This window comes from Curtobacterium sp. ZW137, from assembly GCF_003762905.1.
GTDB lineage: Bacteria > Actinomycetota > Actinomycetes > Actinomycetales > Microbacteriaceae > Curtobacterium.
In genome coordinates this window covers 453,913-480,226 of sequence record NZ_RJKS01000002.1, presented here as the reverse complement: position 1 = coordinate 480,226, position 26,314 = coordinate 453,913, and the positions used below count along the sequence as shown (strand labels likewise).

The following is a 26,314-nucleotide window of genomic DNA, read 5'->3' as shown; positions in this document are numbered from 1 at the left end:
CCTCCGCGGTCGGCTGCGCTACTCCGCGGTCATCTGTTCGACGCTCCGCATCGCCGTCGCGAAGATCGTCAGCACCGGGTTCACCCCGCCGTTCGTGACGTGCACCGACCCGTCGGTCACGCGGAGGTTCTCGTGTCCCCACACCCGGCCGAACTCGTCGACGACCGAGTGCGACGGGTCCGACCCCATCCGGAGCGTCCCTGCCTGGTGCTGCCCGCCGGACGGTCCGACCGGAGTGCCCCCGACCTCGACGGCCCGGACGGCTCCGGCGGCGCGGAGCCACGCGGCACTGCGTGCGCTCGTCGCGTCGCGGGCACGCAGGTCCTCGGCGTGCACGCTGCCGCTCAGGCGGGCGACGGGCACGCCGTACCGGTCGGTGACCCCGTCGTCCACGCGGACGCGGGAGTCGGCGGAGGTCACCTCCTGGATCGGGCCCATCAGTCGGGCGGTCCGGCGGACCAGGCGGCGCATGCCCTCCTTCGATGCGGTGCCGGCCCGGGGGAGGAGCCCCGCACCGACCAGGTACCGGTAGGTGTTCGACGGGGTGGCGACGAACTCGTTCGCGATCATGCCGCCGCCGACGAGCCCGGCGTTGCCGTGCCGGTGGTCCGTGGTCGCGATGGATGGGCCGGGGCCGACCAGGTCCTCCACCACGTCGTCGAACACACCGGTCGCCCCGCCGTACACGTGCCCCTGCAGGTGCCGCCCGACCAGGTCGTTGCCGTTCCCGATGCCGTTCGGTTCCAGGTCGCTCCGGCTGTTCAGGAGCAGCCGTGCGGACTCGATCGCCCCGGCTGCGACGACGATCTCCGCTGCGTCGACGTCGCGCTGCCAGTCCCGGCCGTCCCGGGTGCCGACGAGGGTCACGCCGACGACCCGTCCGGTCGCGTCGGTGCGGAGCCGAGCGGCGCGCGTCCGCAGCACGACCTGCGCGCGGCCGGTGGCGAACGCCCGGGTCAGCATGGTGTTCTGCGAGCCGTTCTTCGCGTCGACCGGGCAGGCGAACCCGACGCACTGGTTGCACCCCGCGCAGGCCCGTCGGCCGAGCCACGGCGTGCTGTTGACCAGCAGCGGGACGTGCACCGTGCCGAAGCCGAGCGCGGACGCCGCCGCCGCGAACCGCTCGCGGGCCGGACCTGCGGCGACGGCCGGCATCGGGTACGGACGGGAGCGCGGCCCGCTCCACCTGCCGTCGTCGATGCCGCCGCTGACCCCGACCTCCCACTCGGCACGTGAGTAGTACGGCTCCAGGTCGTCGTAGGAGATCGGCCAGTCCCGGAGCGCGCTGCCGTCCGGGACCCCGTACGTCGACGCCATCCGGAAGTCGAGGGGTGCGAACCGCCAGGCCTGCGCCCCGTACACACGGGTGCCGCCGCCGGCGGTGGACGCGTTGTTGTTCCACCCGGGGTCCGCGGGCCGGATCGGCAGCCGGGTGCGGCCGTCGTCGGCGACCCGGACGTCCCGGTCGTCGGTCGGGCCGGAGCGCGGCGCGAGGCCCCAGTCGGACCGCGGGTTCCGGAGGTGGTCCTCGGCGAGCGTGCCGATGGCGGGCCATTCGCCCGCTTCCACCACGAGGACACGGCGTCCGGCTTCGGCCAGGCCGCAGGCAGCCACGCCGCCGCCGGCTCCGGAGCCGATCACGATCGCGTCGTAGCGGTCCTCCAGCGCAGCCGGGTGCACGGTGACCGGCGTCGCCTCGGCGACCGGGACCGTGGTCGGCCACCCGCCGAGGGGTTCCGGCTGCCAGTCGACCATCCGCCACGACGCCGCGCCCGCGTTGCCGCCGTTGGCCGGGTCGGCGTAGAAGCCACCCGCGACGAGCTCGGCGAACCAGTCCCAGTGCACACTGGCCTCTTCGCGGGCGACCACGTCGTCCAGCCGGTCGGCCCACTCGGGTCGCTCGGCGACCACCGACTCGAGGAACGCCAGGCCACCGGCCTGACTCGCGGACGGGTCCTCGTCGCCGGGGACGACACGGTCCATCAGCGTGGTGAGCCGTTCCTGGGTGGGTGAGAGCACGCCGACTCCTTCGTCAGGGTGAGCAGGGTGGTCGGACGGATCAGTCCAGGCAGAACTCGTTGCCCTCGACGTCCTGCATCACGATGCACGACTCCTCGTCGTCGTCCGCGGGCAGGAGCCGGACGCGCGTGGCACCGATCGCGACCAGTCGCGCGCACTCGGCCTCCAGCGCATCGAGCCGCTCGGCACCGACGAGCCCGGTCCCGACCCGCACGTCGAGGTGCACGCGGTTCTTCACGACCTTGCCCTCCGGCACCTGCTGGAAGTACAGCCGGGGCCCGACGCCGTTCGGGTCGACGCACGACGTCCCCGACTCCTGGACGGTGTACCCGAGCACGTCGGCCCAGAACCGCGCCACCCGTTGCGGGTCGGCGCAGTCGACGGTGACCTGGAACTCCCGCACGCTCGTCATCGCACCACCCTAGTGACACCGGACCGGGTGGGGTGTAGTTTTTGAACATGTTCGAAAACGAGGGGAAGCCGCTCCCGAAGCGGGAGCGCACCCGGGCAGCCATCCGCGCGGTGGCGATCCGGTCGCTGCGGGAGCAGGGCTACGACGCCACCACGATGCGCGGGATCGCGGCAGAGGCCGGGCTCTCCGTCGGCAACGCCTACTACCACTTCCCGACGAAGGACCACCTCGTCCAGGAGCTCTACGTCGACGTGCAGCAGGAGCACCGCGCCGTCGCGCTGCCCCTGCTCGACACCACCGACGACCTCACCGCCCGGATCGGCATCGTGGTCCGCTCGGGCCTGACGAACCTCGCCACCTACCACGCCATCGCGCCGCAGTTCCTCGCCGCCGCGGTCGCCCCGGACTCGCCGATCAACCCGCTGTCCGCCGAGTCGTCCGAAGCCCGGGACCTGGTGCTCGACCTCTTCCGCCGTGCGGTCGCCGGCGCCCGGCAGAAGCTCCCAGCCGACCTCGCCGAGGACCTGCCGACGGCGCTCTGGACGGGCTACCTGCTGTTCGCGCTGTTCTGGACGTACGACACCTCGCCGGGGCAGAGCCGGACGAACCGACTCGTCGACGCGATGCTCGGCGTCCTGCGCTTCGCCCTCCCGCTGCTCCGGATCCGGCCGTTCCGCACGGCGGTCACCGAGATCGTCGGCATCGTCGCCGGGCGCGCGGCATGAGCGCCACCGCACCGGCGACCTGGACCTGGTCGGACAGCCGGTGGCTCGAGATCCGCGCCTTCGGCTGGATGCTCGGCGTGACCCTGCCGGCGACGGTCGTCATCGGCCTGGTCGGGGCCGGCGCGTCGTCCGGCTGGGACGTCGAGACCTCCTTCGGCTCGTGGCTGAGCGCGATCGGCGGCACCGTGGTCTGGATGCTGATGGTCGACGTGGTCGCGTTCCTGCCGACGATGGCGGCCGCGATCGTGGCACTCCCGTTCACGATGCTGCTCGGGCGTGCGATGCGCCCCGTCCGCTCCCGGCTGCTGCAGATCGCGGCGACCTCGGCGCTCGCCGGCGTCCTGGCGGCGCTGCCGCTCGTGGCGCTCCCGGACTGGTTCATCATCCTCGGCCCGATCTCGGTGGCGGCGGGCGCCGCCGGCGCGCTCGCCCGCAACGGCGAGTTCCGCCGAGCGGACCGGCTGGCGGCCGCAGCGGTGGCCGCGGCCGCCGCAGCCACGGCTACAGCCGACGCACCCGACGCAGCTGACTCCGACGCACCCGCAGTCACCGCCACGACCGACCCGGCCACCGCGGCGGACCAGACCCCCTGACGGCCTGGAGGCCCGGGTCGGCCCCGCACCGAGCCTCCCGTCCGCCGTCTGCTCGCCCCGGCCGCGGTGCGGAACGCTCCCGCACAACCGAAACCGGCTCGAACCACGCACGTCCGTGGTTCGAGCCGGTTTCCGTTGCGCGCCGCCACGGCGCACCGCCCGCGGACCTGCACGGCGCGCTGCGCCGCGCGCCGCGCGGCGCGCGCTGCGCCTCGTGGATCACCCGACTCCGTGCCCAGGCCGCCCCGAGGAGCGTGAGCACCGCGCGGTGACGACGCCGCACGGATCAGGAGTCAGCATGTACTTCCACGCACAGACCTGGATCAACGACATCGCCCCGGGCGACCCGGACCCCGCAGCCGCGAACGCCCTGCAGGAAGGGCTCGGCGGCCAGTTCGGCGAGATGCGCACGATGATGCAGTACCTCTTCCAGGCGATGAACTTCCGCGGTCCAGCCGCGAAGCCGTTCCGGGACCTCATCCAGGGCGTCGGCACCGAGGAGATCAGCCACGTCGAACTCATCGGCACGACGATCTCCCGCCTGCTCGACGGCGCACCGGGATACACCGGCAAGGTGACCGACCCGGTCGACCAGCCGGGTGCGAAGGGCGCGACGCCGCTCAGCATCGCGCTCGACACCGGCAACATCCACCACTACCTCGTCGGCGCGCAGGGGGCACTGCCCGTGGACTCCGCCGGCAACCCGTGGAGCGGCAGCTACGTCTACAACTCCGGCAACCTGCCGCTCGACCTGCTCTACAACCTGATGCTCGAGTCGACCGGCCGGCTGCAGAAGTGCCGCATCTACGAGATGACGGACAACCCGACGGCGCGGGCGACCGTGGCGTACCTGATCGTCCGTGACCAGGCGCACGAGAACGCCTACGCGAAGGCCCTCGAGGCGCTCGGCGTCGAGTGGAAGTCGCTGCTGCCGATCCCGAAGACGAACGCCGAGCAGTTCCCGGAGGTCAAGGAGCTCGTCGACCTCGGCCTGCAGAGCAAGCAGTACAGCTTCGACCTCGACGGTGCGTCGGAGGCGGCGAAGATCTTCCGCGGAGCGTCGCCCTCGGGGGACGGGACGGACCTGGACGCATCAGAGCAGGCGCCGAAGGGTGCGCCCTCGTTCATCGCCCCGGAGCGGCTGGAGGAGTTCGCGCCGGGTCTCGACGCCGACCTGCTGGCGCTGATCCAGCAGACGGCCGAGCTGGAACTCGACCAGGCGGAGACGCCACTGTACGGGCCGATCGCCTGATCAGAGCTGGAGTGTGCGGTCCACGATCGCGCGGGCGACGTCCGAGAGTCGCCCGCCGGTCGCGGTCGCGTGCGCACGGATCACCCCGAAGGCGTCGTCGATGGACACGCCCTTGACGTGGGAGACCACGCCCTTGGCCTGCTCGATGACCTCGCGCGAACCGATCGCGCGCTGGAGCTGCGCGCTGACGACCTCGTGCTCGCGGAGGGTCCGCTCGTGCAGGATGCCGATCGTCGCGACGTCCGCCAGCGCCCGCGCGATGCGGACGTCCGGCTCGGAGAGGTCGCCGACGGACGAGCCGAACAGGTTGAGCGTGCCGATGACGGAGGAGCGCAGCCGGAGCGGTACGGCGTGGACCGAGCGGACCCCGAGTGCGAGAGCGCCACGCTGGAACGCCGCCCACTCGTCGGGGGCATCCGTGATGTCCGGGCAGGTGATCGTCCGGCCGGTCGCGAAGGACTCCATGCACGGGCCGGCCTCGGCGTCGAGCTGGAGCACCTCGATGAGGCGGCTGGCCTCGGAGGTCGAAGCGATCACCTCGAGCTCACCCCACCCGTTCGCGAGCATGATGCCGGCGGCGTCGATGTCGAGCACCTCGGTGCAGGTCTCGACGAGGGTCTGCAGGAGTTCCACGACGTCGTACGAGTCGACCAGGGTGTCGGCGAGCGTCGCGAAGGTCTCCACGATCCGTGCTTCTCGTTCGGCAGCGGTCATCGGACCTCCTCGATCAGGTCCCCGTGCTTCTCGAACCGGACGGTCCCGGCGAGGATCTCCTCGGCGACCTGCCGCATGGGTGTGCGGCGGGCGAACGCGTGCCCCTGGATGAGCAGGTAGGCGTCCTCGGGGGTGACGTCGAGCTGCGCGAGGACGACCCCGGTGGCCTGGTGCACGACACGACGGGAGAACGGGTTCTGGTCGACGAGTGCTTCGTCCTCGTCCTGGGCGCTGCGGATCGCGCGACGGAGTACCCGTCGGCCCAGTGCGTTGGCGAGGGCCGCGGCCGCCTCCACCTGTGCGCCGCGGAGTTCGGTGGGGCGCGGCGCGTAGATGTCGACCGCGCCGAGGGGGAACGGGCCGAAGACGATCGGGAACGCGAACACCGCGCGGACCGATTCCGCGCGGACGGCGTCGTTGAACGCCGGCCACTCGCGGTTCGGGTTGCCGACGATGTCGCCCTCGAGCACGGGGGCGCGGTGCCGGAGCGCCGTCCAGCACGGTCCCTCGGCGAGGTCGAACTGGATCTCGTCGACGCGGAAGGCCGTGTCGTCGGTCGCGGAGATCGTCTCGCTCGCCACGATGGACCCGAACGAGGACACCGAGACGCCGCCCACGGGGACCGCGCGCTGGAACGGCTCACTGAGGTCGTCGTCCGCGATCTCGGTCGACCGGATCGCGCGGAGTGCACGATCGACTGCGTCATCCATCAGCGTCCTCCTGGTCCGGTTCCGATGCTACCCGCGGGCCCATCCGTGGACTGCCCGGTGGGCTCAGGACGGCCGTCCACGGCGGGAGCTCCGCCGCGGCGTAGGAGCCGTCGGCCTCGGGCACGCGCAGCAGCGGGTTCAGTGCGAGCAGCCGGAGTCCGTCGGCGTCACGGACCGCGCCGCGGACGGCGTCGTTGAGCAGGAAGGCGACGAGGTCCTCGGTCCCGCCGTCCGGCCGGTACCCCTGCCACGCGTCGCCACTCCGTTCGGAACGGCGGTGGGCGCTCGCGAGCAGGGCTCCTGGATCCTCGACGTCGATCTCGCAGTCGAGGACCAGGCGGAAGCGCCGCCGGGTGCTGCCCGGCTCCCCGATGGCCGCGACCCGGTCACGTGGCTCGTCGTCGGGTTCGAAGTAGCGCAGTGCGGCGGACGGGGCGCTGCCGTACACGGAGCGGTACTCCGCCGCCATCCGCCCGGCGTTGCTGAAGTGCCAACGCTGCGCGATCTCGGCGACGGTGCTGTGGTCAGTGGGTCGCGCGGACTGCAGCTCGCGCCGCACGCCGTCGAGCCGGAGCGCGCGGAGGTACCGGCCCGGGGTGACCCCGACCTCGCGCTGGAACGCCTTCTGCAGGCCGCGGGGGGACAGGTGGACGGCCGCTGCGACATCGGGCACCGAGATGCGCTCCTGTGCGTGCTCGTGCAGGAACCGCAGCGCCTCGCGCACGTTGCGCGAGAGCCGTGCGGTGGGCGCCGCCGAACCCGGCTGTACGACGTCCGGCGCCGGAGGTGACACGTCCTCGTCACTCATGACGCCAGCGTACCGATCTCGGTTTGTCAACCCCTGCTCTTGCGCAATCCGTCCGAGCGATACTGGAATCGTCTCGCGGAGGTGTGCGTGGTGCGGGGCCGTTCAGCGCGAGGAGGGGTTGTCATGCACGGATTCGTCGATGGTCAGGGCCCCGAGGTGGGAGCCTGGCAGGACCGTGACGTCGAGCACGTGTGCGGACCACGGGCGTCCGCCTCGTCGTGTTGACGCGCGTCGGCGACGGACCACACGTCGTCGAGCACCGGGTTGCGGACCGGGCCACGAACGACCGCGCCATCGCGACCCGGCTGTACGAGGACCGCTACCACGCGCAGTGCATCGGGTTCGGGACGGACACCGCGTTCCGCCTGCGGCACCGCTCGATCCGCGACCTGCACGTCGAACTGCTGAACGCCGCCGTGTCGACCGAACGCCACGGCGTCGTGGACCCGGGCGACGGGCTGGTGTTCGGGTGGACGGCGACGGGCGGTGCCCGCATCGGGACCGGGGCCGAGGGTGACGTGACGCTGCCCGGGGTCCCCGAGACGTTCCCGGTGGCCCGACCGTTCTCGTTCTCCGCTCCCGCCGGCGTGCACCACCTCGTGCGGATCGACCTGGCCTTCCTCCGTGCCGTCGGCCGACTCGTGGAACCCGACGTCGGCGACGTGCCGACGCTGAACCGGCGTCCGCGATCCGACGGACTGCCCGGCCTCCGCGCCGCGATCGCCGCCGTGGCGTCGGCCGCGGTCTCGGGCGACGACTCCGCCGTGGTCCGGTCGTCGCTCCAGGTGGAGCTCGCCGAGTCCGTCCTCGCCGTCTTCGGCACCGCGCAGGCCGGCGAGCCGTCGGTCGGCGAGCCGTCGGTCGGTGGTCGCGCTGCGCGACGGACCCTGGAGGCGGCGCGCTCCTGGGCAGCGGCGCACTGCGGCGGACCAGTGACCCTTTCCGACCTCTGCGGCGCCGCGGACGTCAGCGCACGGACGCTGCAGAGTGCGTTCCTGCAGGAGGCCGGTCGATCGCCGATGGCCTTCGTCCAGGACATGCGACTGGACCGCGTGCGGGTCGTCCTCCAGCTCGCCGACCCCGGTGTGGTGACGGTCGGCGGCGTCGCCCGCGACTGGGGGTTCCGGCACATGGGACGGTTCTCCGCGGCCTACGCACAGCGCTTCGGGGAGTTCCCCGCCGAGACGCTCCGGAACGCCCCCACCCGGCGCCTGCGCGTGCGGAGCGAGCGCCGGACGGCCTGAACCTCGGGACGCCGGACCTCGGGACGCCGGACCTCAGGGCACCGGGGCGAGCGACGACGCGGCAGCCGAGAGGTGGACTGTTTCGCCCACCCCGTGCCGCTGCGCGAGCTGGATGACCGCCGCGGCCACCGCAAGGTCCTGCGCCGCGAGCCCGACCGAGTCGAACACCGTGATCTCGTCCTCCGACGCCCGTCCGCTCGCGAGACCGGCGACGACCTCGCCCAGCTCCACGAGTCGCGCGTTCGTCCGGAGTGCGCCCTCGGCGGTCGCGAGCACCAGGTCCCCGGACTTCGCGCGCGCAGTCGCCGCGCTGTCCACCACCAGGGTGCCCCTGGCCATCGCGGTCGCGTCGAGCTCGCGGTGCGTCGGACGCGGCCGGGCGCCGACCGCGTTGACGTGCTGTCCACGGTGCAGCCAGGCACCGCGCACGATCGGCTCGACGGACGGGGTGAGCGTGCAGAGCACGTCCGTACGTTCCACCACATCGTGGGGGTCCTCGGCGACGACGACGGCCACGTCCGTCGCTCCGTCACCGGCCTCCGCGAGCTGTTCGCGGAACCGTTCGACGGTCGATGACGAGCGTGACCAGACGACCACCTGCTCGATCGGCCTCACCGCGCTGATCGCGCGGACGTGCTCGATCGCCAGGTTGCCCGCGCCGACCAGGCCGAGGACCCGACTGTCCGGCCGTGCCAGGTGCCGGGTGGCGACCGCCGAGGCCGCCGCAGTCCGGACCCGCGTGATGCCGGCGCCGTCGATGACCGCGATGCACTCGCCTGTCGAGACGGAGGACACCAGGATCGTCGAGCGCTGGCTGGGCAGGGCCGTGCCGACGTTCGCGGGGATGTCCGCCATCAGCTTCACCGCCGCGAAGCCGAGCCGGTCCGACCGGACGGCCATCGGGAGGAACAGGGCGTCGTCGGTGCCACCGAGCGTGACGGGGGCGGGCTGCACCATCGCGCCGGAGCCCAGGTCGGCGTGCACGGCCTCGACCGCAGCGATCGCGTCGACTTCGGGGAGCAGCCGGCGGACGTCGTCGGCTCCGAGGACCAGGGTCACGAGGCGGAACCGACGGCGCTGGTGCTGCCGAGCAACTCCTCCAACGACGGCCGGTGCGTCACCAGTCCGCCCTCGTCGAGGATCTGCATCCACCGGTCCGAGGCGCCTCGGTCGATCGTGACACTGTCCCAGACGCCGCCGTCCGCCATCTGCTGCGCCGCGGAACGGAGGAGGTCGTGGTCCTTGTCGGGCCAGCGCGCGGCGAGGACCTGCTCGATGTCGGCACCGGCTGCACCTGCGGTGATGCGCCGCTCGGCGACGTCGATCGCCGCGACGAATCGTTCGATCTTCTCGCCGAGCTCCGCGACGCGATCGGTGCGCGTGTAGTAGACGCTGTTCGGCATCACGCCCGTGTCCAGGTGGCGGAAGACGACGGTGCCGTCACCGGCGGCCTCGAGCTCCATGGCCGAGACGAGGTCGAGCACGATCGCGTCGCCGAGTCCGGCGCGGTAGAGCTCGATGAGCATCGCGGTCGAGAGGTCGCGGACCCAGCGCGTGGCCGCCGGGTCGAGTCCGGCCTCGCGGATCAGTCCGGCCGTGTACTCGTACGGAGCGCTGCCGCCCGCGCCGGGTGCCAGTGCCACCTTGCCGGCGAGCCAGTCCAGCCCGACCGGCCCGGTCGCGTTCCGCGCGACGATGGTCATCGGGAACTTGTGGTTCAGCTGCCCGACGACGCTCAGCGCACGGGGCGAACCGGCGTACATCGCGGGGACCCAGAGGCCACCGAGAGCGAGGTCGGCCTCGCCGGACTCGAGGTCGTCGAGGACGCCGGTCCACGGGTCGCAGGCCTTCGCGGTCACGGACAGGCCGTGCTCGGCGAAGATGCCGGAGACGTCCGCCACGTACTCGGGGAGGTAGTTGAGGCCGTTCGCGGTCGCGGAGACGGTGAGGGTGTCCATGAGTTCCTCCATGGGGTCGGTGCTGGTGCTGGTGCTGGTACGGGTGCTGGTGGTGCCGGGAGTGCGGGCGCCGGGAGTGCCGACGCCCACGCGCTCAGCGGGACAGGGCGAGCTCGTTGACGTCCTCGAGCGAGCGTCCGCGGGTCTCCGGTGCGAAGCGGGCCGCGAACACGAGGATCGCGTACATCAGTGCCGCCAGGCCGAAGACACCGGCAAAGGCGAACGAGCCGTAGAGGGCGATCGCGAGGAAGGGCATCACCGCGCCGGCGATGTTGCCGATGCCGTTCACGATGCTCGCACCCGAGGCACGGATCGACGTCGGGTAGACCTCGGCGGTCCAGGCTGCGAGCGTGGTGTTCGTCACCATCGTGAAGTACTGGAAGAGCGCACCGAGCACGAGGATCGCGGCAGTGCTGTTGCCGAACGCCGCGAACGCCAGGGCCGTCAGACAGCCGAGGACACCGGCAGCGGTGACGGCGCTCCGCCGCCCGACGCGGTTGGCGATGAGCGCCGCGGTCGTGGCTCCGAGGAGCGAACCGATGTTCATGATCATCGTGTAGAGCAGGCTCTGCGACACCGAGTAGCCGCGCTCGACGAGCAGCGTCGGCATCAGGAAGTTCAGTGTGACCTGCGACCCGAACGCCATCCAGGACGCGACGCCGATCGAGATCGTGCGACGGAGGACCGAGCGGTGGAAGACCGCGGCGGGGGAGGAGTGCAGCTGCTCCGGCGGCAGGTCCGCCTCGGTCAGCTCCACCGGGGGCTTCGCGTCGGTGGGTCGCAGCGAGTTCGACGCGAGGATCGCGAGGGACCGGTTCGCCTCGGCGACGCGGCCCTTCGAGAGCAGGAAGCGCGGGGTCTCCGGCAGGCGGCGACGGTAGAGGACGACGAACAGGGCGGGGACCGCGAGGATGACGAACGTCCAGCGCCACACGTGGTGGTCGCCGCCGAGCGCCGGGGCGAGCGGGCCGAGGAGCAGCAGGAAGAGTCCGTAGGAGATGAAGTTGCCCACGCCGCCGGCACCCACGTTGATCGTCGCGATGAGACCGCCGCGGAAGCGCGTGGCCACCATCTCGGACAGCATCGCGATGCCGATCATGAACTCGCCGCCGATGCCGATGCCGACGATGAAGCGGCTCACGAGGAGCATGTCGTAGTTGAACGAGATCGCGCTGAGCAGTCCGCCCAGCGTGTAGACGAGCAGGTTCAGGCTGAGCGAGAAACGGCGTCCGTAGCGGTCGGCGAGCCAGCCGGCGACGAACCGACCGACCAGACCGCCGAGGACGGTCGCGGTGTTGATCGTGGTGAGCTGGACGTCTCCGATCTGCAGCGAGGCCTTGATGTTGGTGGCCATCGCGCCGACGGAGTTCTGCTCGAGGGTGTCGAAGAACTCCCCGGCGAGGATCAGCATCAAGATCCAGAACTGGGCTCGGGTGAAGCCGATCCGGTCGAGCGAGGAGGCGACGGTACGCGATCCGGACGGCGGGACGGTGGCGGTCGGGGCGGTGGTGCGGGTTACGGCAGTCATGGGTAACTCCACGGATGGGTTCGCGGGGTGAGTCCGATGGGACTGGATTCACGAGGTCATGACTTTTGTATACGAAAACCTGTTTCCGGCTGGTTTCGCGCATGTAAGGTCTCGATTCCGTTCCCGAAGTACCGCTGACTTCGGGGGCCATCGTTTCAGACCGCGGCATCTTTGTATACGTTCCTAGCCAGGGAAGGACCGGCGGTAGATCGCCTCGTCCTTCTCGATGTGCTCGTCCATCAGCAGGCGCGCCTGCATCGGCGATCCGGCCAGGATCGCGGCCGCGACGGCGCCGTGGTCGGTCCAGCTGGAGGTCACCCGGTCCTCGATCTCCTGCTCGAAGCCCCACGCGGTCTGTTCGAGGAGCCGCTCGATCATCTGCTCGAGTCGTGCGTTCCCCGATGCCCTGGCCACGAGCCGGTGGAACTCGAAGATCAGCGGCGGGAGCTCGGCGAAGTGCCCGGCCTCGCCCTCTGACCGGCCGCGTGCGACGACGGCCTGCAACCCGGCGGCCTGGTCGCCCCCGCGTCGTCGGGCGGCCAGGCCGGCGGCGAGCGTCTCGAGCCCGCGGCGGATCTGCATGAGCTCGACGACGACCGCGGTGGAGGTCGACGCGACGGTCACGCCCTTGTACTTCTCGGAGACCACGAACCCCTCGGTCTCGAGCTGCCGGAGCGCCTCGCGGACCGGCACCCGGGAGACGTCGAACCGGGCACCGATGGTGTCCTCCTTCAGGCGGGTGCCGCCGGGGAGCGTGCCGTCGATGATCTCCGCGCGGAGGATCCGGATGACCGAGGCAGCTTTGGAGTCCACGCCCGAATCCTATGCAGGCCGTGTTCTTGCGCATCGTTTGGTCGTGCTCTGCGCCGGGGACCGGGTACCGTACCAGGATGAGTTCCGACACGAACAGCACCACCGAGCCCATCGACGAGGGGCCCGTGGTGACGTTCGCCGACCTGGGGCTCAGCGAGCCCGTCCTCAAGGCCGTCAAGGAGATCGGGTACGAGACCCCCTCCGCGATCCAGGCCGCGACCATCCCGACCCTGCTCGAAGGGCGTGACGTCGTCGGTCTCGCGCAGACCGGTACCGGCAAGACCGCCGCGTTCGCGCTGCCCGTCCTGTCCCGCATGGAAGCCGGCAGCAAGCTGCCCCAGGCCCTCGTGCTCTCCCCGACCCGCGAGCTCGCCCTGCAGGTGTGCGAAGCGTTCGAGCAGTACGCCTCGCACATGCGCGGCGTGCACGTCCTCCCGGTCTACGGCGGGCAGGCGTACGGCGTGCAGCTCTCCGCGCTCCGCCGCGGCGTCGACGTCGTCGTGGGCACCCCTGGTCGCATCATGGACCACATCGCGAAGGGCACGCTCGACCTGTCCGAGCTGAAGTACCTGGTCCTCGACGAAGCCGACGAGATGCTCAAGATGGGCTTCGCGGAGGACGTCGAGACGATCCTCGCCGAGACCCCGGACACCAAGCAGGTCGCGCTCTTCTCGGCGACGATGCCCGCGCAGATCCGCCGCATCTCGAAGCAGTACCTCAACGACCCGGCCGAGATCACGGTCAAGGCGAAGACGACCACGTCCGCCAACACGACGCAGCGCTACCTCATCGTGTCGTACGCGCAGAAGGTCGACGCGCTCACCCGCATCCTGGAGGTGGAGGACTTCGAGGGTCTGATCATCTTCGTCCGCACCAAGAGCGAGACCGAGACCCTGGCCGAGAAGCTCCGCGCCCGCGGGTACGCCGCAGCCGCCATCAGCGGTGACGTGGCCCAGGCCCAGCGCGAGCGCACCGTGAACCAGCTGAAGTCGGGCAAGCTCGACATCCTGGTCGCGACCGACGTCGCCGCCCGAGGCCTCGACGTCGACCGCATCACGCACGTCGTGAACTTCGACATCCCGGTCGACACCGAGTCCTACGTGCACCGCATCGGCCGCACCGGTCGTGCCGGCCGCAGCGGTGCGGCGATCAGCTTCGTCACCCCGCGTGAGCGTCGTCTCCTCGTCGCGATCGAGAAGGCCACGCGCCAGCCCCTCACCGAGATGACGCTGCCCTCGGTCGAGGACGTCAACGTCACCCGCCTGACGCGCTTCGACGACGCCATCACCGCCGCACTCGAGTCGCGTGAGCGCATCGAGGCGTTTCGCGACATCATCGCCCACTACGTCGAGCACCACGACGTCCCCGAGCAGGACGTCGCGGCAGCCCTCGCCGTCGTCGCGCAGGGGGACACCCCGCTGCTCCTCGACCCGGCCGAGGACGCCCTCCGCCGCCAGGTCGAGCGCGACCAGCGTCGCGACGACCGCAAGGGCCGCGAGCGCGAGGCCGACGGTGGCGACCGTCGTCGCCGCTCGGTGCCGATGACCCCGTACCGGATCGAGGTCGGTCGTCGTCACCGCGTCGAGCCGCGCCAGATCGTCGGGGCGCTCGCGAACGAGGGCGGGCTGCGTCGCGACGACTTCGGTGCGATCCGCATCCAGCCGGACTTCTCCATCGTCGAGCTGCCGTCGGACATGCCGGGCGACGTGCTCGACAAGCTCCGCGACACCCGCATCAGCGGTCGTCTCATCGAGATCCAGCCGGACCGCCGCGGTGGCGGCTACCGCCGTGGCCCGCGCGAGGACCGCGACGAGCGTCCGGTGCGCAAGCCGCGCTACTGACCCAGGACGACACGGACGGGAGGCCCGGTGCCAGCTGGCACCGGGCCTCCCGTCTGTCAGTGGGTTGCGTTCTCACCCACCGCACCCGCGCTGGGTGGTCGAAACGTGCGGAGGGGGTCGAAAGGCACGACTGCCGACGCGCGAAACGACTGCCAACGCGCGGAACGACGTCCTACGCGCGACCTGACGCGGCGACCCCGGCGGCGGTGCGGCGGCACACCTCGTCCCACGGGGTCGGCTCGATGCCGAAGTGCGCCCGGGCCGCGGTGTCGTCGAGCACGTACGGCGCCGTCCACTGGTACCGCATGTCGGCGATCTCCCGCATCATCGGCGAGACCAACCCGAGCGCACGTAGTGCTCCACCGGGCAGCCGCCGCACGGTCACGGGCGGCTTCCCGGCTGCGGCGAGCACGTCGGTGAGCGCCTCGACCTGCGACCTCGGCGGGTTCGAGGGGACGTTCCAGAGGCGTCCGTGCGCGGACTCGTCGTCGGCGGCGGCGACGAGGGTCCGCGCGACGTCGAGCACGTCCGTGAAGGTGTGCGGCAGGTCGGTGCGGCCGATCATCCACGCGGTCTTCCCCGCGAGGGCACCGGGCAGCACACGGGTGATGTGGCCGTTCGCGCCGATGCCGGGTCCGACGTAGTCCGATGCCCGGACCTCGACGGCGCGGACCCGGCCGGCGCGGTGGGCGTCGAGGGAATCCCGCCACAGCCGCGCCCGGAGGATCCCCTTGTGGTCGGTCGCCGCGTCGGGCAGGTCCTCGCGCATCGGGCCGTCGACGGGGCCGTACGGGTAGAGGTTCCCGGTGATCGCGTACACCGCGCCGGTCCGCTCGGCCGCGGTGAGCAGGGAGGCGGCGAGCGGCGGCCAGGTCCGCTCCCACTGCGTGTAGTCGCCCGGGTTGGCGCAGTTGTAGAGGGCGGCCGCACCCTCGGTCGCCCGGGTGAGTGCCTCGGGGTCCGCAGCGTCCAGGGCGACGTGACCAACGCCCTCCAGGCCGGTGTCACGACCCGAGCGGGTGGCGACCGTGACGTGCTCGCCACGCTCGGCGAGGAGTGCGGCGACGTGCCGGCCGACGGGGCCGGCGCCGATGACCAGGTGGTCCGACATGGGGAGTCCTTCCGTCCGAGAATCGCGAGAGCAGTGCTCTCTGTTCGATGAGCATGACACGCGGTGCCGCCCACCGCAAGAGCAGTGCTCTCGGTTGTGTGCAGTGCTCTCGCGTGCCAGGGTGGAGGGATGACAGACCGGCCACCGACCGCACGAGACCTGGCTCGCGAGACGATCCGGGGACGCATCTTGGCTGCCGCACGGGCACGGCTGACCGACGAGGGGCCCGCGCAGCTCAGCCTCCGGGCCGTCGCCCGGGACGTCGGGATGGTGTCCTCCGCGCTCTACCGGTACTTCCCGAGCCGGGACGACCTGCTGACCGCGCTCCTCGTGCAGGACTACGACGAACTCGGAGACGCCGTCGAACGTGCCGACGCCGCGCACAACCGGCAGGACGTCGGCGCACGCTGGCTCGCCGCGTGCCGCGCGGTCCGCGACTGGTCCGTCGCGCACCCCGGCGACTTCGCGCTGCTCTACGGCAGTCCCGTCCCCGGCTACGCGGCCCCGCAGGAGACGATCGAGCCCGCCACGCGCGCGACGATGGTGCTGGTCCGGATCGTGGTCGACGCCATGGCCGGGAGGCCCCTCCCACCGCCCACGGTCAGCCCGGCTCCCCGGCCGGTCGGGTCGGTGGTCGACGGTGCGGCCGCGTACATCCGGTCGCGGGGGATCGCGAAGGACGCGCCCGCCGAGGCCGTGATGCGCACGCTGATGGCCTGGACGGCCGTGTTCGGGACGGTGTCGTTCGAGCTGTTCGGGCACTACGTGGGGTCGGTCTCCGACCACGCGGCGTACTTCGACCTCGTGGTGGAGCGGCTGGCGGCGGACATCGGCTTCTCCGTCGACGTCCATCCCCAGATCGGGGCGGCGGGCTGACAGACGGAGCGGGTCTGGGGTAGACAGGTCCCTACGCCGAGTCCGACCCGACGGACAGGGCGTGACCAACCACCACGCCGCGATCAGGAGACACGTTGCAGCGCACCACGACGGCCGTCGTCGGCTCGGGAGCCCGACGGTGACGGCGCTCGACCTCAGCAGGCAGGACCGCCGGCGCCTCACGCAGAGCACGGCGCGCCGCCGCCTGGTGACCGTCCGGACCGTTGCGGTGCTGGCGTCGCTCGCCGGCATCAACTACGTCGCATGGCGCTGGGTCGCCTCGGTGAACTGGCACTCGTGGTGGATCGCGGTGCCGCTGATCCTCGCCGAGACGTACAGCGTGATCGACTCGCTGCTGTTCGCGTTCGGTGCCTGGAAGCTCCGGGAACGCGGCGAACCACCGACGACCCCGAGCACCGACGTCACCGTGGACGTGTTCATCACCACGTACAACGAGCCGGTCGACCTCGTGATGCGCACCGCGCACGCGGCGAAGGCGATCACGTACCCGCACAGCACGTGGATCCTCGACGACGGCAACCGGCCGGAGATGCGCGACGCTGCCGAGCGCCTCGGGCTCGGCGTGATCACCCGCGGGCAGGACTGGATCGACCGGCCGCGGCACGCCAAGGCGGGCAACCTCAACAACGCGCTGATGGCGACCCAGGGCGAGTTCCTGCTCATCCTGGACGCCGACCAGGTCCCCGACCCGGCGATCCTGGACCGCACGCTCGGGTACTTCAAGGACCCGCGGATGGCGCTCGTCCAGACACCGCAGTGGTTCGAGAACGTGCCCGACGCCGACCTCCTCGGCAGCCAGGCGCCGCTGTTCTACGGCCCGATCCAGCAGTCCAAGGACGGCTGGAACGCGGCGTTCTTCTGCGGGTCGAACGCCATCCTCCGGCGAGAAGCCCTGATGCAGCTCGGCATCTCCCGCTACGTCCGCGAAGTCGAGGCGTCCGTCCAGCGCACGATCAAGACCTCCCGAAAGCTCCTGTCCCGCGCCCGCGAGACCGAGACGGACCCGCGCGTGCTGCGCGCCCTCGACGACGCCGAAGCGGTGGTGGACCGCGCCCGCGACCAGATGGCCGGCAGCGAACCGCTCGGTGACGTCACGTACGAGTTCCAGCGGGGCATCGACGCGATCGCGTTCCGGTTCGCCGCGGCCGACCTCGAGTCGGTGCGGAACGACCTGCAGGAACTCGCCGCGATGTCGACGGACGCCAACACGTTCGCCGGGCTCGACGACGCCGCACTCGACGTCCTCGGGCAGCGGAACGCGTCGCCGGTCGCGGCGATCGAGGCGATCGCCGTGCTCGCCCGCGCCGTCGACGTGAACCGCGGCGACGAGGCCCAGGCGATCATGCCCCTGGCGACGATCTCGGTGACCGAGGACATGGCGACCGCGATGCGCCTGCACGGCCTCGGCTGGAAGTCGGCCTACCACGACGAGATCCTGGCGAAGGGCCTCGCCCCCGAAGACCTGCCGACGATGCTCGTACAGCGGCTCCGCTGGGCGCAGGGCACCATGCAGGTGTTCTTCCGCCAGAACCCGCTCGTGCAGAAGGGCCTGTCGTTCGGACAGCGCCTGATGTACTTCTCCACGATGTGGAGCTACCTGTCCGGCTTCGCGGCCATCGTCTACATCGCGGCGCCGGTGCTCTGCCTGTCGTTCGGGGTCGTCCCCGTCCAGGCCTACAGCGTGGACTTCTTCGCCCGGCTCATCCCGTTCCTGGTGCTCAACCAGCTGTTGTTCTGGGTGGTCGCGGCCGGTAGACCCACGTGGCGCGGGCAGCAGTACTCCCTCGCGCTCTTCCCGGTGTGGATCGAGAGCGTGACGAGCGCGTTCGAGAACGTGTTCCGCGGCAAGCCCCTCGGGTTCCGCGTCACCCCGAAGGTCCGCGACGAGTCCGAGCAGAAGCCGCGCTGGGACCTCGTCCGGCCCCAGCTGATCGCGATGGCCGCGCTCGTCGCCGCGCTGATCCTGATCGGGATCCGGTACCTCGCCGGACAGGCGTCGGGCATCGCGCCGCTCGTGAACACCGCGTGGGTCGTCTTCGACCTGTTCATCTTCAGCATCGTGATCCGCGCGGTGCTGTACCGCGGCCCGGGGACCGGCGTGCAGTCCGAGCACGAGTCGAGCACGGCCGGTGGTCCGCTGTGACGGCCTTCGACGTCGCGTCCTTCGACGTGCCCGCCGTGCCGGAGAGCCTCGACACCGTGCAGGACCGCTTCGGCGCGTGGTGGGCCGGCCTCGGCGTCGACGACATGGCGCACCGCTTCGCGCTCGAGACCGCGCTCGCCGAGATCGCCGCGAACATCGTCGAGCACACCGCTCGCGCCGACCAACAGCAGGGACGCCGATACTCCGTGGAGCTCACCGCCACCGACCACGAGTTCACCGCGGAGCTCCGTGACAACGGGCTGCCGGTCGACATCGACCTCAGCGCCGTCACGATGGCCGACCTCGACGCCGAGAGCGGCCGCGGGCTCGCACTCGCCATCGCCGCGCTGGACCGCCTCGAACACCGGCACGAACACGGGCACAACGTCTGGACCCTGGTGTGCACACGGTGAGGCGGACGCTCGTCCGTGTCGTGGCGATCCTGGTCACGGTCGGCGTGCTCCTGCTCGGGGGAGCCATCCCGGCGCAGGCGGCGTCGCTGTCGCCGTCCTCGGGGAAGACCTGGTTCGGGCCGGACCTCGACTGGGGATCGGACGCCCCCGACGGGTACGAAGGGCGGCTCGGCGCGACGCCCTCGAGCTACGCGGTGGAGATCGACTACCCCGTCGACGCGAGCGCGGAACGGCAGCTGCTGCGCTCCACCCGGGCCGCGGCCGCCCAGGGCGCGACCCTCGTCGTCAGCTTGGAGCCCGACGCCGCGCTCCGGTCGCTGACCGCCGCGGACGCCCGGCACGCGAACACGCTGTTCGAGGAAGTGCACGACCAGTACGACACGCAGGTGCTCGTCCGCTTCGCACCGCAGACGAACGGCACGTGGGTGCGCTGGGGGCAGCAGCCGACGCAGTACGTGCGGGCGTTCCGCGCGCTCGCGACCGCGGTGCACGGCGGGACGTCGGACGCACTGATGGTCTGGTCCCCGTCGTACGGCGCCGGGTACCCGTTCGGCGAGTCCGCCGGGCGCCTGGCGGACCTGTCAGCGACGGACACCGCGAAGCTCGACACCAACGGGGACGGCCAGCTCACCGCCGCCGACGATCCGTACCAGCCCTACTGGCCGGGCGACTCGTCCGTCGACTGGGTCGGCATGTCGATGTTCTTCTTCGGCAAGGGGAAGGCGACCCAGGCGGCCGGTCGGGACGTCCCGCTGACGACGAACGACGTCCCCGTGTCGGGCGAGGTCGCAGCCCGGTTCGACGAGGCCTGGGGCTACGACGCCCAGCAGCAGAGCGACTTCTACGACCGCTTCGCCGTGGGACACGACCGGCCGATGCTCCTGGACACCGGTGCGCTGTACGACCACTCGCTCCGGGGCGCGACGGAGCTCGCGGTCAAGCAGGGGTGGTGGCGGCAGGTCTTCAGCGCGATCGAGGACCGCCCGCTCATCCGCGGTGTGACCTTCCTCGAGACGAACCGGCGCGAACCCGAGGCCGGCAACCGCGTGGCCGACTGGCGGGACACCGCGGTGCCGGGGATCGCGGGCTCCTTCCGCACCGACCTGCAGGGCACCGACCGGTTCGTGTTCGGCCCCGTCACCGAACGGGTCACGCCGCAGGACGGCAACGCGGCGACGAACCAGCAGCTCGACACCGGCGGCGACCAGATGGCGTGAATCGTCTGGTTGGCGGTGGGGCTCGCGATCGTGTTCCTGCTGAGCGGGCTGTTCGGCCGACTCCTGCCGAGCTGGCGGTACCCCGACGACGGCAAGCCCGGGCGCGACCTGCGGCTCGACCTGTTCCGCGGGTTCATCATCCTGGCGGTGGTGATCACCCACATCGAGATCGGTGGTCCGTACTCGTACATCACGCTGCACGCGGTCGGGGCGATCACCGGCGCGGAGATGTTCGTGTTCCTCTCCGGCATGGTCCTCGGCATGACCTACCCGCTCGCGATCAAGAAGTTCGGCGAGTGGGTGGCCGCGGTCGGCGCCTGGAAGCGCGCGCGGAAGCAGTACCTCGTCACGCTGGTGGTGATCGCGGTCGTCTTCGCGCTGAGCTTCCTGCCGTTCCTGAACACCGACGCGATCACGACGTTCACGGACCGGGGGACCGGGACCGGCGGCGTCGGCGCCGAGGGACGCGTCTACGACCTGTACCCGAACGCCATGCAGCTGCTCGCGTACCCGCCGCCCTGGTACGCCATCCGGCAGTTCCTGCTGCTCGAGATGGGGCCGTGGCCGTTCAACATCATGGGCCTCTTCGTGGTGCTGAGCCTGTTCATCCCGCCGCTGCTCTGGGTGATCCGGCGCGGGTTCTGGTGGGCGGTGCTCATCGGCAGCTGGGCCCTCTACGTCTTCCAGGCGCTCCACCCGGAGTTCCGGCCGCTGAACTCCCAGTTCGAGTCGGTGTTCCCGCTCCTCACCTGGCAGGTCGTGTTCACGCACGGCCTGGTCCTCGGCTACTACCGCCGGCAGATCGTGCGTGCGTTGACCGGACGCCTCGGGAAGGTGCTGATCGGCGTCGGCATCTGCGGCTACGCGGCGTTCCTGGTCTACGTCTGGGCCGCGAACCACTTCGGCTTCACGCCTGTGCCGTTCCCGGCGTCGATGTACGACGACCTGTACAACACGGCGTACCAGCGGGTGGACCTGCAGTGGGGGCGCCTGGTCGACATCGCGTTCTTCGCGATCGTGTCCTACGCGATCCTCACCGTGTTCTGGAAGCCGATCGCGGCGGCGATCGGGTGGCTGTGGATCCCGATCGGGCAGGCGAGTCTCTACGTCTTCGTCTGGCAGGTGTTCTTCGCACTGGCCATCGCGTCGATCCCGGGGGTCGACTGGAGCAACGGGTGGATCGGCTTCGTCACCCACTCGCTGCTGATCCTGCTGGCCTGGTACATGGTGCGGAAGAAGTTCCTGTTCAGCGTGATCCCGCGCTGAAGCTCGCGCCCCCCGCGCCCCCCGCGCCCCCCGCGCCCCCCGCGCCCCCGCGCGTCAGGCCCGCGCCAGCGCCCCCATCTCGCCGACGACGCCCCGCAGCACCGCGGTGAGCTCGTCCCCGTCGGCCACGGTGGTGCGCTGCGCCAGCTCGATGAGCGCGCCCATCACGAGCGTCACCGCCGTGCGGGCGGTCTGCTCGTCGGTGCGCTCGGCGGCGACCCGGATCACGGCACGCCGGGTCGCGGCCATCCAGTCGAGCATCGTCGGCATCACCTCGGGGTGCCGCTCGACGAGGTCACGGGCGCGGTGCCGGTCCTGCGGCAGGGCGACCGTGTGCGCGACCAGGGCGCAGACGTCGGACACGAGGGCGCCGGACGACGCCAGGAACCGCGTCCGGACCGCGGCGGGCACGGTGTTCGGCGGGAACCCGAGCGCCGCGTCCGCCTTCGACGGGAAGTAGTTGAAGAAGGTCCGCGGGGAGACGTGTGCCGCCGCGCAGATCTGCTCGACGGTGACCCCACCGAGGCCGGAGTCCGCCACGAGCCGGAGCGCGGCGTCGTGGATGGCCTGCCGGGTCTGCTGCTTCTTCCGCTCCCGGAGCGAGCACGGCTCGGACTCGGCCACGGTGGGGGTCACGACGTCACCGCCGGACGGTCGGCGTGGAGCCGGTCATCGGCCCGGTGAAGGACCCGGCTTCGGCAGCGGCCATCCCGGCCTCCGCCTCGAGCTCGGCCGAAGCGGACATGTCGGCCCGCTCCTGCAGTGCGGAGCGCGCACGGAGCGGCGGCACCCGGAAGAACCAGGTCAGGACGAACGCGAGCAGGATGACCCCGAGCCCGACCCAGTAGATCGTCACGGCGGAGGCGTTGAACCCGCTCATGAACGGTCGAGTGAGGCGGCTGTCGGCACCGGTCAGGAACGAGGTGTCGTTCGTGGCCGACGCGCTCGAGTCGTTCGACGAGTCGTTCAGCGACTCGACGATCGTCGGGACGGCCTGGCCGACGTAGTACGAGCGCTGTGCGTCGTCCGACCAGTCGACCACGAGGGCACCGTCGGAGACCGATGCGTGCGCCTTCGACGCGGCGGCGTCGAGTGCCGTGGCCTCGGCGGCCGGGGTGGCCGCTGCGACCTGCTGGTCGATGACGGTCTGCGCTGCCGCAGCCGGGACGGTGCCCGCCGCGACCTGCGCCTGCACGGCTGCGGTGACCTGGTCGGTGACGGCCTGGTCGGCCGCCTGCTTCGCCGCCGTCGTGCCGTCCGCCAGCCCGGCGTCGACCTGCTCCTCGATCGGGGTGACGATCGGCGTCCAGATCTGCCGCATCACGCCACGGTTCGCGGGAGCGGATGCGACGGTGGGGTCGAGCGCCGCATCGAGCGCACTCGTGAGGTCGGCGCGGTTCGCGGTCGCGTGCACGATGTTCGTCGGCATGACGGAGAACAGGATCGACAGCAGCACCGCGGTGCCGAGCGTGCCACCGATCTGGCGGAAGAAGGTCGCGGAGGACGTGGCGACGCCCATGTCACGTGCCTGGACGGACCCCTGCGACGCGAGGGTCAGGGACTGCATCACGGAGCCGAGCCCGAGGCCGATGAGGAACATCCCGATCATCAGGAACCAGAGCGGCTTGTCGATCGACATGAACGTCAGGACGACGTAGCCGGCGGACACCAGCGCGGTGCCGATCACCGGGAAGATCCGGTACCGGCCGACGCGGGCGACGATCTGGCCGGAGGTGATCGACGCGATCATCAGGCCGCCGACGAGCGGCAGCGTCGCGAAGCCGGACTGGGTGGGGCTGAGGCCGACGACGATCTGCAGGTAGAGCGGGATGGTCAGCATCGCGCCGAACATCGCGAACCCGACGAGGAACCCGATCACGGTGGCCATCGAGAACGTGCCGGAGCGGAAGAGCTTCAGCGGGATGATCGCCGCGTCGCCCATCTTCGACTCGATGAGGAGCAGTGCGACGAGACCGACGACGCCGATCACGTAGCAGGCGATGGCGGCGGCGGAGCCCCAGCCCCAGGTGCGGCCCTGTTCGGCGACGAGGAGCAGCGGGACGAGCGTGACGATGACGGCGGTCGCGCCCCACCAGTCGACCTTCGGCTTCTCGGCCTTGTCGTGCACCTTCGGCAGGTGCAGGAAGACGATCACCATGATCAGCGCGGCGATCCCGATCGGCACGTTGATGAGGAGCACCCAGCGCCAGCCGGTGATGAAGAGGATCTCGCTGGTGCCGGCGAGGAGGCCGCCGATCAGCGGGCCGATCACCGAGGAGATGCCGAACACGGCGAGGAAGTACCCCTGGTACTTCGCCCGCTCGCGGGGCGCGAGGATGTCGCCCATGATCGCCAGCGGCAGCGACATCAGCGCGCCGGCGCCGATGCCCTGCACGGCGCGGAAGCCGGCGAGCATGAGCATCGACGTGGACATCGAGGAGAGCACGGCGCCGAGGATGAAGACGACGATGCCGAAGATGTAGAGCGGCCGACGGCCGAAGATGTCGGAGAGCTTGCCGTAGATCGGCGTCGCGATCGTCGAGGTGATCAGGTACGCCGTCGTCACCCACGCCTGCTGGTCGAGGCCGTGCAGGTCGTCGCCGATGGTGCGGATCGCGGTGCCGAACACCGTCTGCCCGAGCGAGGACAGGAACATGCCCGCCATCAGGCCGTAGATGACGAGCAGGATCTGACGGTGCGTCATGAGCGGCTGCTGGCCGTTCCCGGCGCTGCCGGGAGCGGGGGCGCTGTGACGCCCGCGGTGCACCGGGACGGGTGCGGTGGCGGTTGACATGGGTTCCTTCGGTTCGATCGGTCGGTCGGCTGCGGGGGAGACCGGACGTGCCGTGCGCGCGGACCCCTGGGGTGGGCGTCGGCACCGGTCTCGACCTTGCAGCGACTGCAAAGTTACACCAGATGCTTCCAGCAAGCAACTAAATTCGGGTCGTACGCTTGGCCACGTGACCGACGACCGCAACGACTCCGAGCGTGCTCTCCGGCAGCAGCTCGACCGCCTCTGGGTCCGGCAGGCGCTCCGCTCCGTCCTGATCGAGGAGCGCGGCGGCCTGGACCCGACGGCGCGGGTGCTCCTGCGGGCCGTCGAACACCTGGGCCCGGTCCGGTCGACGGCCGTCGCGGAACTGACCGGGTTGTCCCGGCCGGTCGTGAGTCGTCGCGTGGCATCGCTCGTGTCGGCCGGTCACCTCGGGACGACACCGGATCCCCAGGACGGGCGCGCGAGCCTGCTCGAGCTCGCGCCAGCGGGGCGTCGCCTGCTGGACCAGCTCGACACCCACGGCGACGAGACCTTCGACGACATCGTGGGGGAGTTCGCCGACGACGACCTGCGCGCCCTCGCGGCGCTGCTCGGCCGGCTGAACGACCGCGCCGACGACGTGCTCCGGGCGGCGGTCCACCGCCGCTGACGCGGACTGTGCGAGGTCGCGGACGGTGTGGCAGGCGCTGGCACGGTGTCCGGAACCTCGCACGGTGCGGAGCCGGCCGCAGACGGACGGGAGGCCCGGTGCCAGCTGGCACCGGGCCTCCCGTCCGTTGTGGGTCGCCGTCTCACCCCGTGGCCGGCACCGCCGCCGTGAGTGCGTTGCGGACCGAGCCCCACGCCGCCAGGCGCTCGCGCGCAGCGTCGTCGCGCTCGGCTGCGAGCGCCTCGGCGTGCGCGCGGTCGAGCACCTCGTCGATCACGACGCGCTGCCCCGACCGGGTCGACGCGATGGCGGCCTCCACCATCGCCAGGCTCATGATGTTCCCGTGGACCTCGCCGTCCGGGGTGACCCCGGTGCGGAGCGCCCGGACGAAGGACGACAGCGCACCGGCGATCTCCTCGCCGACGCCGTCAGCCGCAGCGGGGGACCCCGGTGTGCCGTCGAGGTCGCTCGACGGGTCGTGGTCGCCGTCCCAGAGCGCGGTCCCGGCCGCACCCGACGCGCGCCAGTCGCCGTTCCACGACGTCTCCGCGCCGGGCGCACACCACGAGCCGTCGTAGACGTAGCGGATGTCGTCTTCGAACGTGAACACCGCCGCCGCAGCAGCATCCCCGCGGTACCAGGACCACGACGGGTTGTACGACTCGCAGTACACCGACACGGGATCCCGCTCGAGCACGTAGCGGGCGGAGTCGAACGGGTGGATCGCCATGTCGAGGAGCAGGACGTCGTCCATCTCCTCGCGGAAGCCGCCGAAGTGCGGGGCCTTCGCGAACCGGGTGCTCAGCGTGCCGAGGTCGCCGAGCCCGCGGACGTGCTGCCGGAAGGCGACGAGCCGGTCGTTGTAGCGGCGGGACTGGGACACCATGAACAGCACACCGGTGGACTCGGCGGCTGCGGCGAGGGAGAGTGCCTCGGCGACCGTCTGCGCTGCCGGCTTCTCGCCGAGGACCGGCAGGCCGGCGTGCAGGGCCTCGAGCGTGATCGGGTGGTGGGCGACCGGCACCGTGACGTCGAGGACGGCCTCGGCACCGGTCTCCGCCGCGAGTGCGGTGAGGCTCGTGCCGACCGGGATCGACGGGTCCCCGGCCGTCTCCGCGCCGGCGCGTGCTGCGTCGAGGTCCAGGTCGACGATGCCGACGAGTTCGACCTCGGGGTCGGCGGCGACCGTGCCGAGCCAGGCCCGGCCCATGCCGCCGGCGCCGAC

24 protein-coding genes are annotated in these 26,314 nt (G+C 71.4%); 11 read left to right on the top strand and 13 right to left on the bottom strand.

Annotated elements, in window-relative coordinates; all coding sequences use genetic code 11:
* Positions 1 to 18 precede the first annotated feature (18 nt).
* Positions 19 to 2,019, bottom strand: coding sequence for a GMC oxidoreductase (locus EDF55_RS07415; protein ID WP_260235853.1), 2,001 nt, complete (start codon positions 2,017 to 2,019; stop codon positions 19 to 21).
* A 40-nt stretch (positions 2,020 to 2,059) separates the two neighbouring features.
* Complete coding sequence (locus EDF55_RS07410) at positions 2,060 to 2,431, bottom strand: VOC family protein (protein ID WP_123654285.1); 372 nt, start codon at positions 2,429 to 2,431, stop codon at positions 2,060 to 2,062.
* 47 nt (positions 2,432 to 2,478) lie between these two features.
* Between EDF55_RS07410 and EDF55_RS07405 the strand changes: the two genes are divergently transcribed.
* The 3 genes from EDF55_RS07405 (at position 2,479) to EDF55_RS07395 (ending at position 5,001) form a co-directional block, all read left to right on the top strand.
* Positions 2,479 to 3,156, top strand: coding sequence for a TetR/AcrR family transcriptional regulator (locus EDF55_RS07405; protein ID WP_123654284.1), 678 nt, complete (start codon positions 2,479 to 2,481; stop codon positions 3,154 to 3,156).
* Positions 3,153 to 3,749: a hypothetical protein gene (locus EDF55_RS07400; RefSeq protein WP_123654283.1), complete on the top strand. Its 597-nt coding sequence runs from the start codon at positions 3,153 to 3,155 to the stop codon at positions 3,747 to 3,749. The genes EDF55_RS07405 and EDF55_RS07400 overlap by 4 nt, the downstream gene beginning before the upstream one ends.
* A 298-nt stretch (positions 3,750 to 4,047) precedes the next feature.
* Complete coding sequence (locus EDF55_RS07395) at positions 4,048 to 5,001, top strand: manganese catalase family protein (RefSeq protein WP_123654282.1); 954 nt, start codon at positions 4,048 to 4,050, stop codon at positions 4,999 to 5,001.
* On the opposite strand, the gene EDF55_RS07390 is transcribed toward EDF55_RS07395, so the two are convergent.
* Genes EDF55_RS07390 through EDF55_RS07380 form a run of 3 tightly spaced genes read right to left on the bottom strand, consistent with a single transcriptional unit; the run spans position 5,002 to position 7,233 of the window.
* Complete coding sequence (locus EDF55_RS07390; RefSeq protein WP_123654281.1) at positions 5,002 to 5,715, bottom strand: GAF and ANTAR domain-containing protein; 714 nt, start codon at positions 5,713 to 5,715, stop codon at positions 5,002 to 5,004.
* Complete coding sequence (locus tag EDF55_RS07385; RefSeq protein WP_123654280.1) at positions 5,712 to 6,425, bottom strand: GAF and ANTAR domain-containing protein; 714 nt, start codon at positions 6,423 to 6,425, stop codon at positions 5,712 to 5,714. The genes EDF55_RS07390 and EDF55_RS07385 overlap by 4 nt, the downstream gene beginning before the upstream one ends.
* Positions 6,418 to 7,233 (bottom strand): AraC family transcriptional regulator, encoded by an 816-nt coding sequence (locus EDF55_RS07380; RefSeq protein ID WP_123654279.1) that lies wholly within the window; start codon positions 7,231 to 7,233, stop codon positions 6,418 to 6,420. The genes EDF55_RS07385 and EDF55_RS07380 overlap by 8 nt, the downstream gene beginning before the upstream one ends.
* 191 nt (positions 7,234 to 7,424) lie before the next feature.
* Here EDF55_RS07380 and EDF55_RS19165 point away from each other — a divergent pair, with 191 nt between their 5' ends.
* Positions 7,425 to 8,477: a helix-turn-helix transcriptional regulator gene (locus EDF55_RS19165; RefSeq protein ID WP_123654278.1), complete on the top strand. Its 1,053-nt coding sequence runs from the start codon at positions 7,425 to 7,427 to the stop codon at positions 8,475 to 8,477.
* A 33-nt stretch (positions 8,478 to 8,510) separates the two neighbouring features.
* Here EDF55_RS19165 and EDF55_RS07370 read toward each other — a convergent pair whose 3' ends face one another.
* From EDF55_RS07370 to EDF55_RS07355, 4 genes are all read right to left on the bottom strand, one after another.
* Positions 8,511 to 9,536, bottom strand: a complete 1,026-nt coding sequence (locus tag EDF55_RS07370; RefSeq protein ID WP_123654277.1) for an ornithine cyclodeaminase family protein — start codon at positions 9,534 to 9,536, stop codon at positions 8,511 to 8,513.
* Positions 9,533 to 10,435, bottom strand: a complete 903-nt coding sequence (locus EDF55_RS07365) for an ABC transporter substrate-binding protein (RefSeq protein ID WP_165931456.1) — start codon at positions 10,433 to 10,435, stop codon at positions 9,533 to 9,535. Before EDF55_RS07365 ends, EDF55_RS07370 begins: the two co-directional genes overlap by 4 nt.
* A 94-nt stretch (positions 10,436 to 10,529) precedes the next feature.
* Entirely contained in the window at positions 10,530 to 11,963 is a 1,434-nt protein-coding gene (locus EDF55_RS07360; RefSeq protein WP_243698310.1) for an MFS transporter, read from the bottom strand.
* A 183-nt stretch (positions 11,964 to 12,146) separates the two neighbouring features.
* Positions 12,147 to 12,776: a GntR family transcriptional regulator gene (locus EDF55_RS07355; RefSeq protein ID WP_123654275.1), complete on the bottom strand. Its 630-nt coding sequence runs from the start codon at positions 12,774 to 12,776 to the stop codon at positions 12,147 to 12,149.
* Positions 12,777 to 12,853: 77 nt separating this feature from the next.
* Between EDF55_RS07355 and EDF55_RS07350 the strand changes: the two genes are divergently transcribed.
* Positions 12,854 to 14,617 carry a DEAD/DEAH box helicase gene (locus EDF55_RS07350; RefSeq protein WP_123654274.1) on the top strand — a complete coding sequence of 588 codons (1,764 nt, stop codon included), beginning with the start codon at positions 12,854 to 12,856 and terminating at the stop codon, positions 14,615 to 14,617.
* 172 nt (positions 14,618 to 14,789) lie between these two features.
* Here the strand turns inward: EDF55_RS07350 and EDF55_RS07345 are convergent, their stop codons facing one another.
* Positions 14,790 to 15,728, bottom strand: a complete 939-nt coding sequence (locus EDF55_RS07345; protein WP_123654273.1) for an NAD-dependent epimerase/dehydratase family protein — start codon at positions 15,726 to 15,728, stop codon at positions 14,790 to 14,792.
* 129 nt (positions 15,729 to 15,857) lie between these two features.
* Between EDF55_RS07345 and EDF55_RS07340 the strand changes: the two genes are divergently transcribed.
* The 5 genes from EDF55_RS07340 (at position 15,858) to EDF55_RS07320 (ending at position 21,664) form a co-directional block, all read left to right on the top strand.
* Positions 15,858 to 16,604, top strand: a complete 747-nt coding sequence (locus EDF55_RS07340) for a TetR/AcrR family transcriptional regulator (protein WP_123654272.1) — start codon at positions 15,858 to 15,860, stop codon at positions 16,602 to 16,604.
* Between the two features lie 208 nt (positions 16,605 to 16,812).
* Positions 16,813 to 18,768, top strand: coding sequence for a glycosyltransferase (locus EDF55_RS07335; protein ID WP_260235874.1), 1,956 nt, complete (start codon positions 16,813 to 16,815; stop codon positions 18,766 to 18,768).
* A complete protein-coding gene (locus EDF55_RS07330) occupies positions 18,765 to 19,181 on the top strand; it encodes an ATP-binding protein (protein ID WP_165931455.1) in 417 nt (138 codons plus the stop codon). The genes EDF55_RS07335 and EDF55_RS07330 overlap by 4 nt, the downstream gene beginning before the upstream one ends.
* Complete coding sequence (locus tag EDF55_RS07325; RefSeq protein ID WP_123654270.1) at positions 19,169 to 20,398, top strand: hypothetical protein; 1,230 nt, start codon at positions 19,169 to 19,171, stop codon at positions 20,396 to 20,398. The genes EDF55_RS07330 and EDF55_RS07325 overlap by 13 nt, the downstream gene beginning before the upstream one ends.
* 15 nt (positions 20,399 to 20,413) lie before the next feature.
* Positions 20,414 to 21,664 (top strand): OpgC family protein, encoded by a 1,251-nt coding sequence (locus tag EDF55_RS07320; RefSeq protein ID WP_185017214.1) that lies wholly within the window; start codon positions 20,414 to 20,416, stop codon positions 21,662 to 21,664.
* Positions 21,665 to 21,718: 54 nt separating this feature from the next.
* On the opposite strand, the gene EDF55_RS07315 is transcribed toward EDF55_RS07320, so the two are convergent.
* Positions 21,719 to 22,300 carry a TetR/AcrR family transcriptional regulator gene (locus EDF55_RS07315; protein ID WP_123654268.1) on the bottom strand — a complete coding sequence of 194 codons (582 nt, stop codon included), beginning with the start codon at positions 22,298 to 22,300 and terminating at the stop codon, positions 21,719 to 21,721.
* A 4-nt stretch (positions 22,301 to 22,304) separates the two neighbouring features.
* On the bottom strand, positions 22,305 to 24,458 hold the full coding sequence (locus EDF55_RS07310) for an MDR family MFS transporter (protein WP_185017212.1): 2,154 nt from the start codon (positions 24,456 to 24,458) through the stop codon (positions 22,305 to 22,307).
* A gap of 166 nt (positions 24,459 to 24,624) precedes the next feature.
* Between EDF55_RS07310 and EDF55_RS07305 the strand changes: the two genes are divergently transcribed.
* Complete coding sequence (locus tag EDF55_RS07305) at positions 24,625 to 25,089, top strand: MarR family winged helix-turn-helix transcriptional regulator (RefSeq protein ID WP_165931453.1); 465 nt, start codon at positions 24,625 to 24,627, stop codon at positions 25,087 to 25,089.
* A gap of 142 nt (positions 25,090 to 25,231) precedes the next feature.
* Here EDF55_RS07305 and EDF55_RS07300 read toward each other — a convergent pair whose 3' ends face one another.
* Positions 25,232 to 26,299: a Gfo/Idh/MocA family protein gene (locus EDF55_RS07300; protein ID WP_123654717.1), complete on the bottom strand. Its 1,068-nt coding sequence runs from the start codon at positions 26,297 to 26,299 to the stop codon at positions 25,232 to 25,234.
* Between the last annotated feature and the right edge of the window lie 15 nt (positions 26,300 to 26,314).

Coding starts and splice junctions, on each gene's coding strand:
- EDF55_RS07390 (WP_123654281.1), bottom strand. CDS start 5,715: ATGACCGCTGCCGAACGAGAAGCACGGATCGTGGAGACCTTCGCGACG.
- EDF55_RS07395 (WP_123654282.1), top strand. CDS start 4,048: ATGTACTTCCACGCACAGACCTGGATCAACGACATCGCCCCGGGCGAC.
- EDF55_RS07385 (WP_123654280.1), bottom strand. CDS start 6,425: ATGGATGACGCAGTCGATCGTGCACTCCGCGCGATCCGGTCGACCGAG.
- EDF55_RS07380 (WP_123654279.1), bottom strand. CDS start 7,233: ATGAGTGACGAGGACGTGTCACCTCCGGCGCCGGACGTCGTACAGCCG.
- EDF55_RS07400 (WP_123654283.1), top strand. CDS start 3,153: ATGAGCGCCACCGCACCGGCGACCTGGACCTGGTCGGACAGCCGGTGG.
- EDF55_RS07360 (WP_243698310.1), bottom strand. CDS start 11,963: ATGACTGCCGTAACCCGCACCACCGCCCCGACCGCCACCGTCCCGCCG.
- EDF55_RS07300 (WP_123654717.1), bottom strand. CDS start 26,299: ATGGGCCGGGCCTGGCTCGGCACGGTCGCCGCCGACCCCGAGGTCGAA.
- EDF55_RS07410 (WP_123654285.1), bottom strand. CDS start 2,431: ATGACGAGCGTGCGGGAGTTCCAGGTCACCGTCGACTGCGCCGACCCG.
- EDF55_RS07345 (WP_123654273.1), bottom strand. CDS start 15,728: ATGTCGGACCACCTGGTCATCGGCGCCGGCCCCGTCGGCCGGCACGTC.
- EDF55_RS07365 (WP_165931456.1), bottom strand. CDS start 10,435: ATGGACACCCTCACCGTCTCCGCGACCGCGAACGGCCTCAACTACCTC.
- EDF55_RS07350 (WP_123654274.1), top strand. CDS start 12,854: ATGAGTTCCGACACGAACAGCACCACCGAGCCCATCGACGAGGGGCCC.
- EDF55_RS07340 (WP_123654272.1), top strand. CDS start 15,858: ATGACAGACCGGCCACCGACCGCACGAGACCTGGCTCGCGAGACGATC.
- EDF55_RS07405 (WP_123654284.1), top strand. CDS start 2,479: ATGTTCGAAAACGAGGGGAAGCCGCTCCCGAAGCGGGAGCGCACCCGG.
- EDF55_RS07310 (WP_185017212.1), bottom strand. CDS start 24,458: ATGTCAACCGCCACCGCACCCGTCCCGGTGCACCGCGGGCGTCACAGC.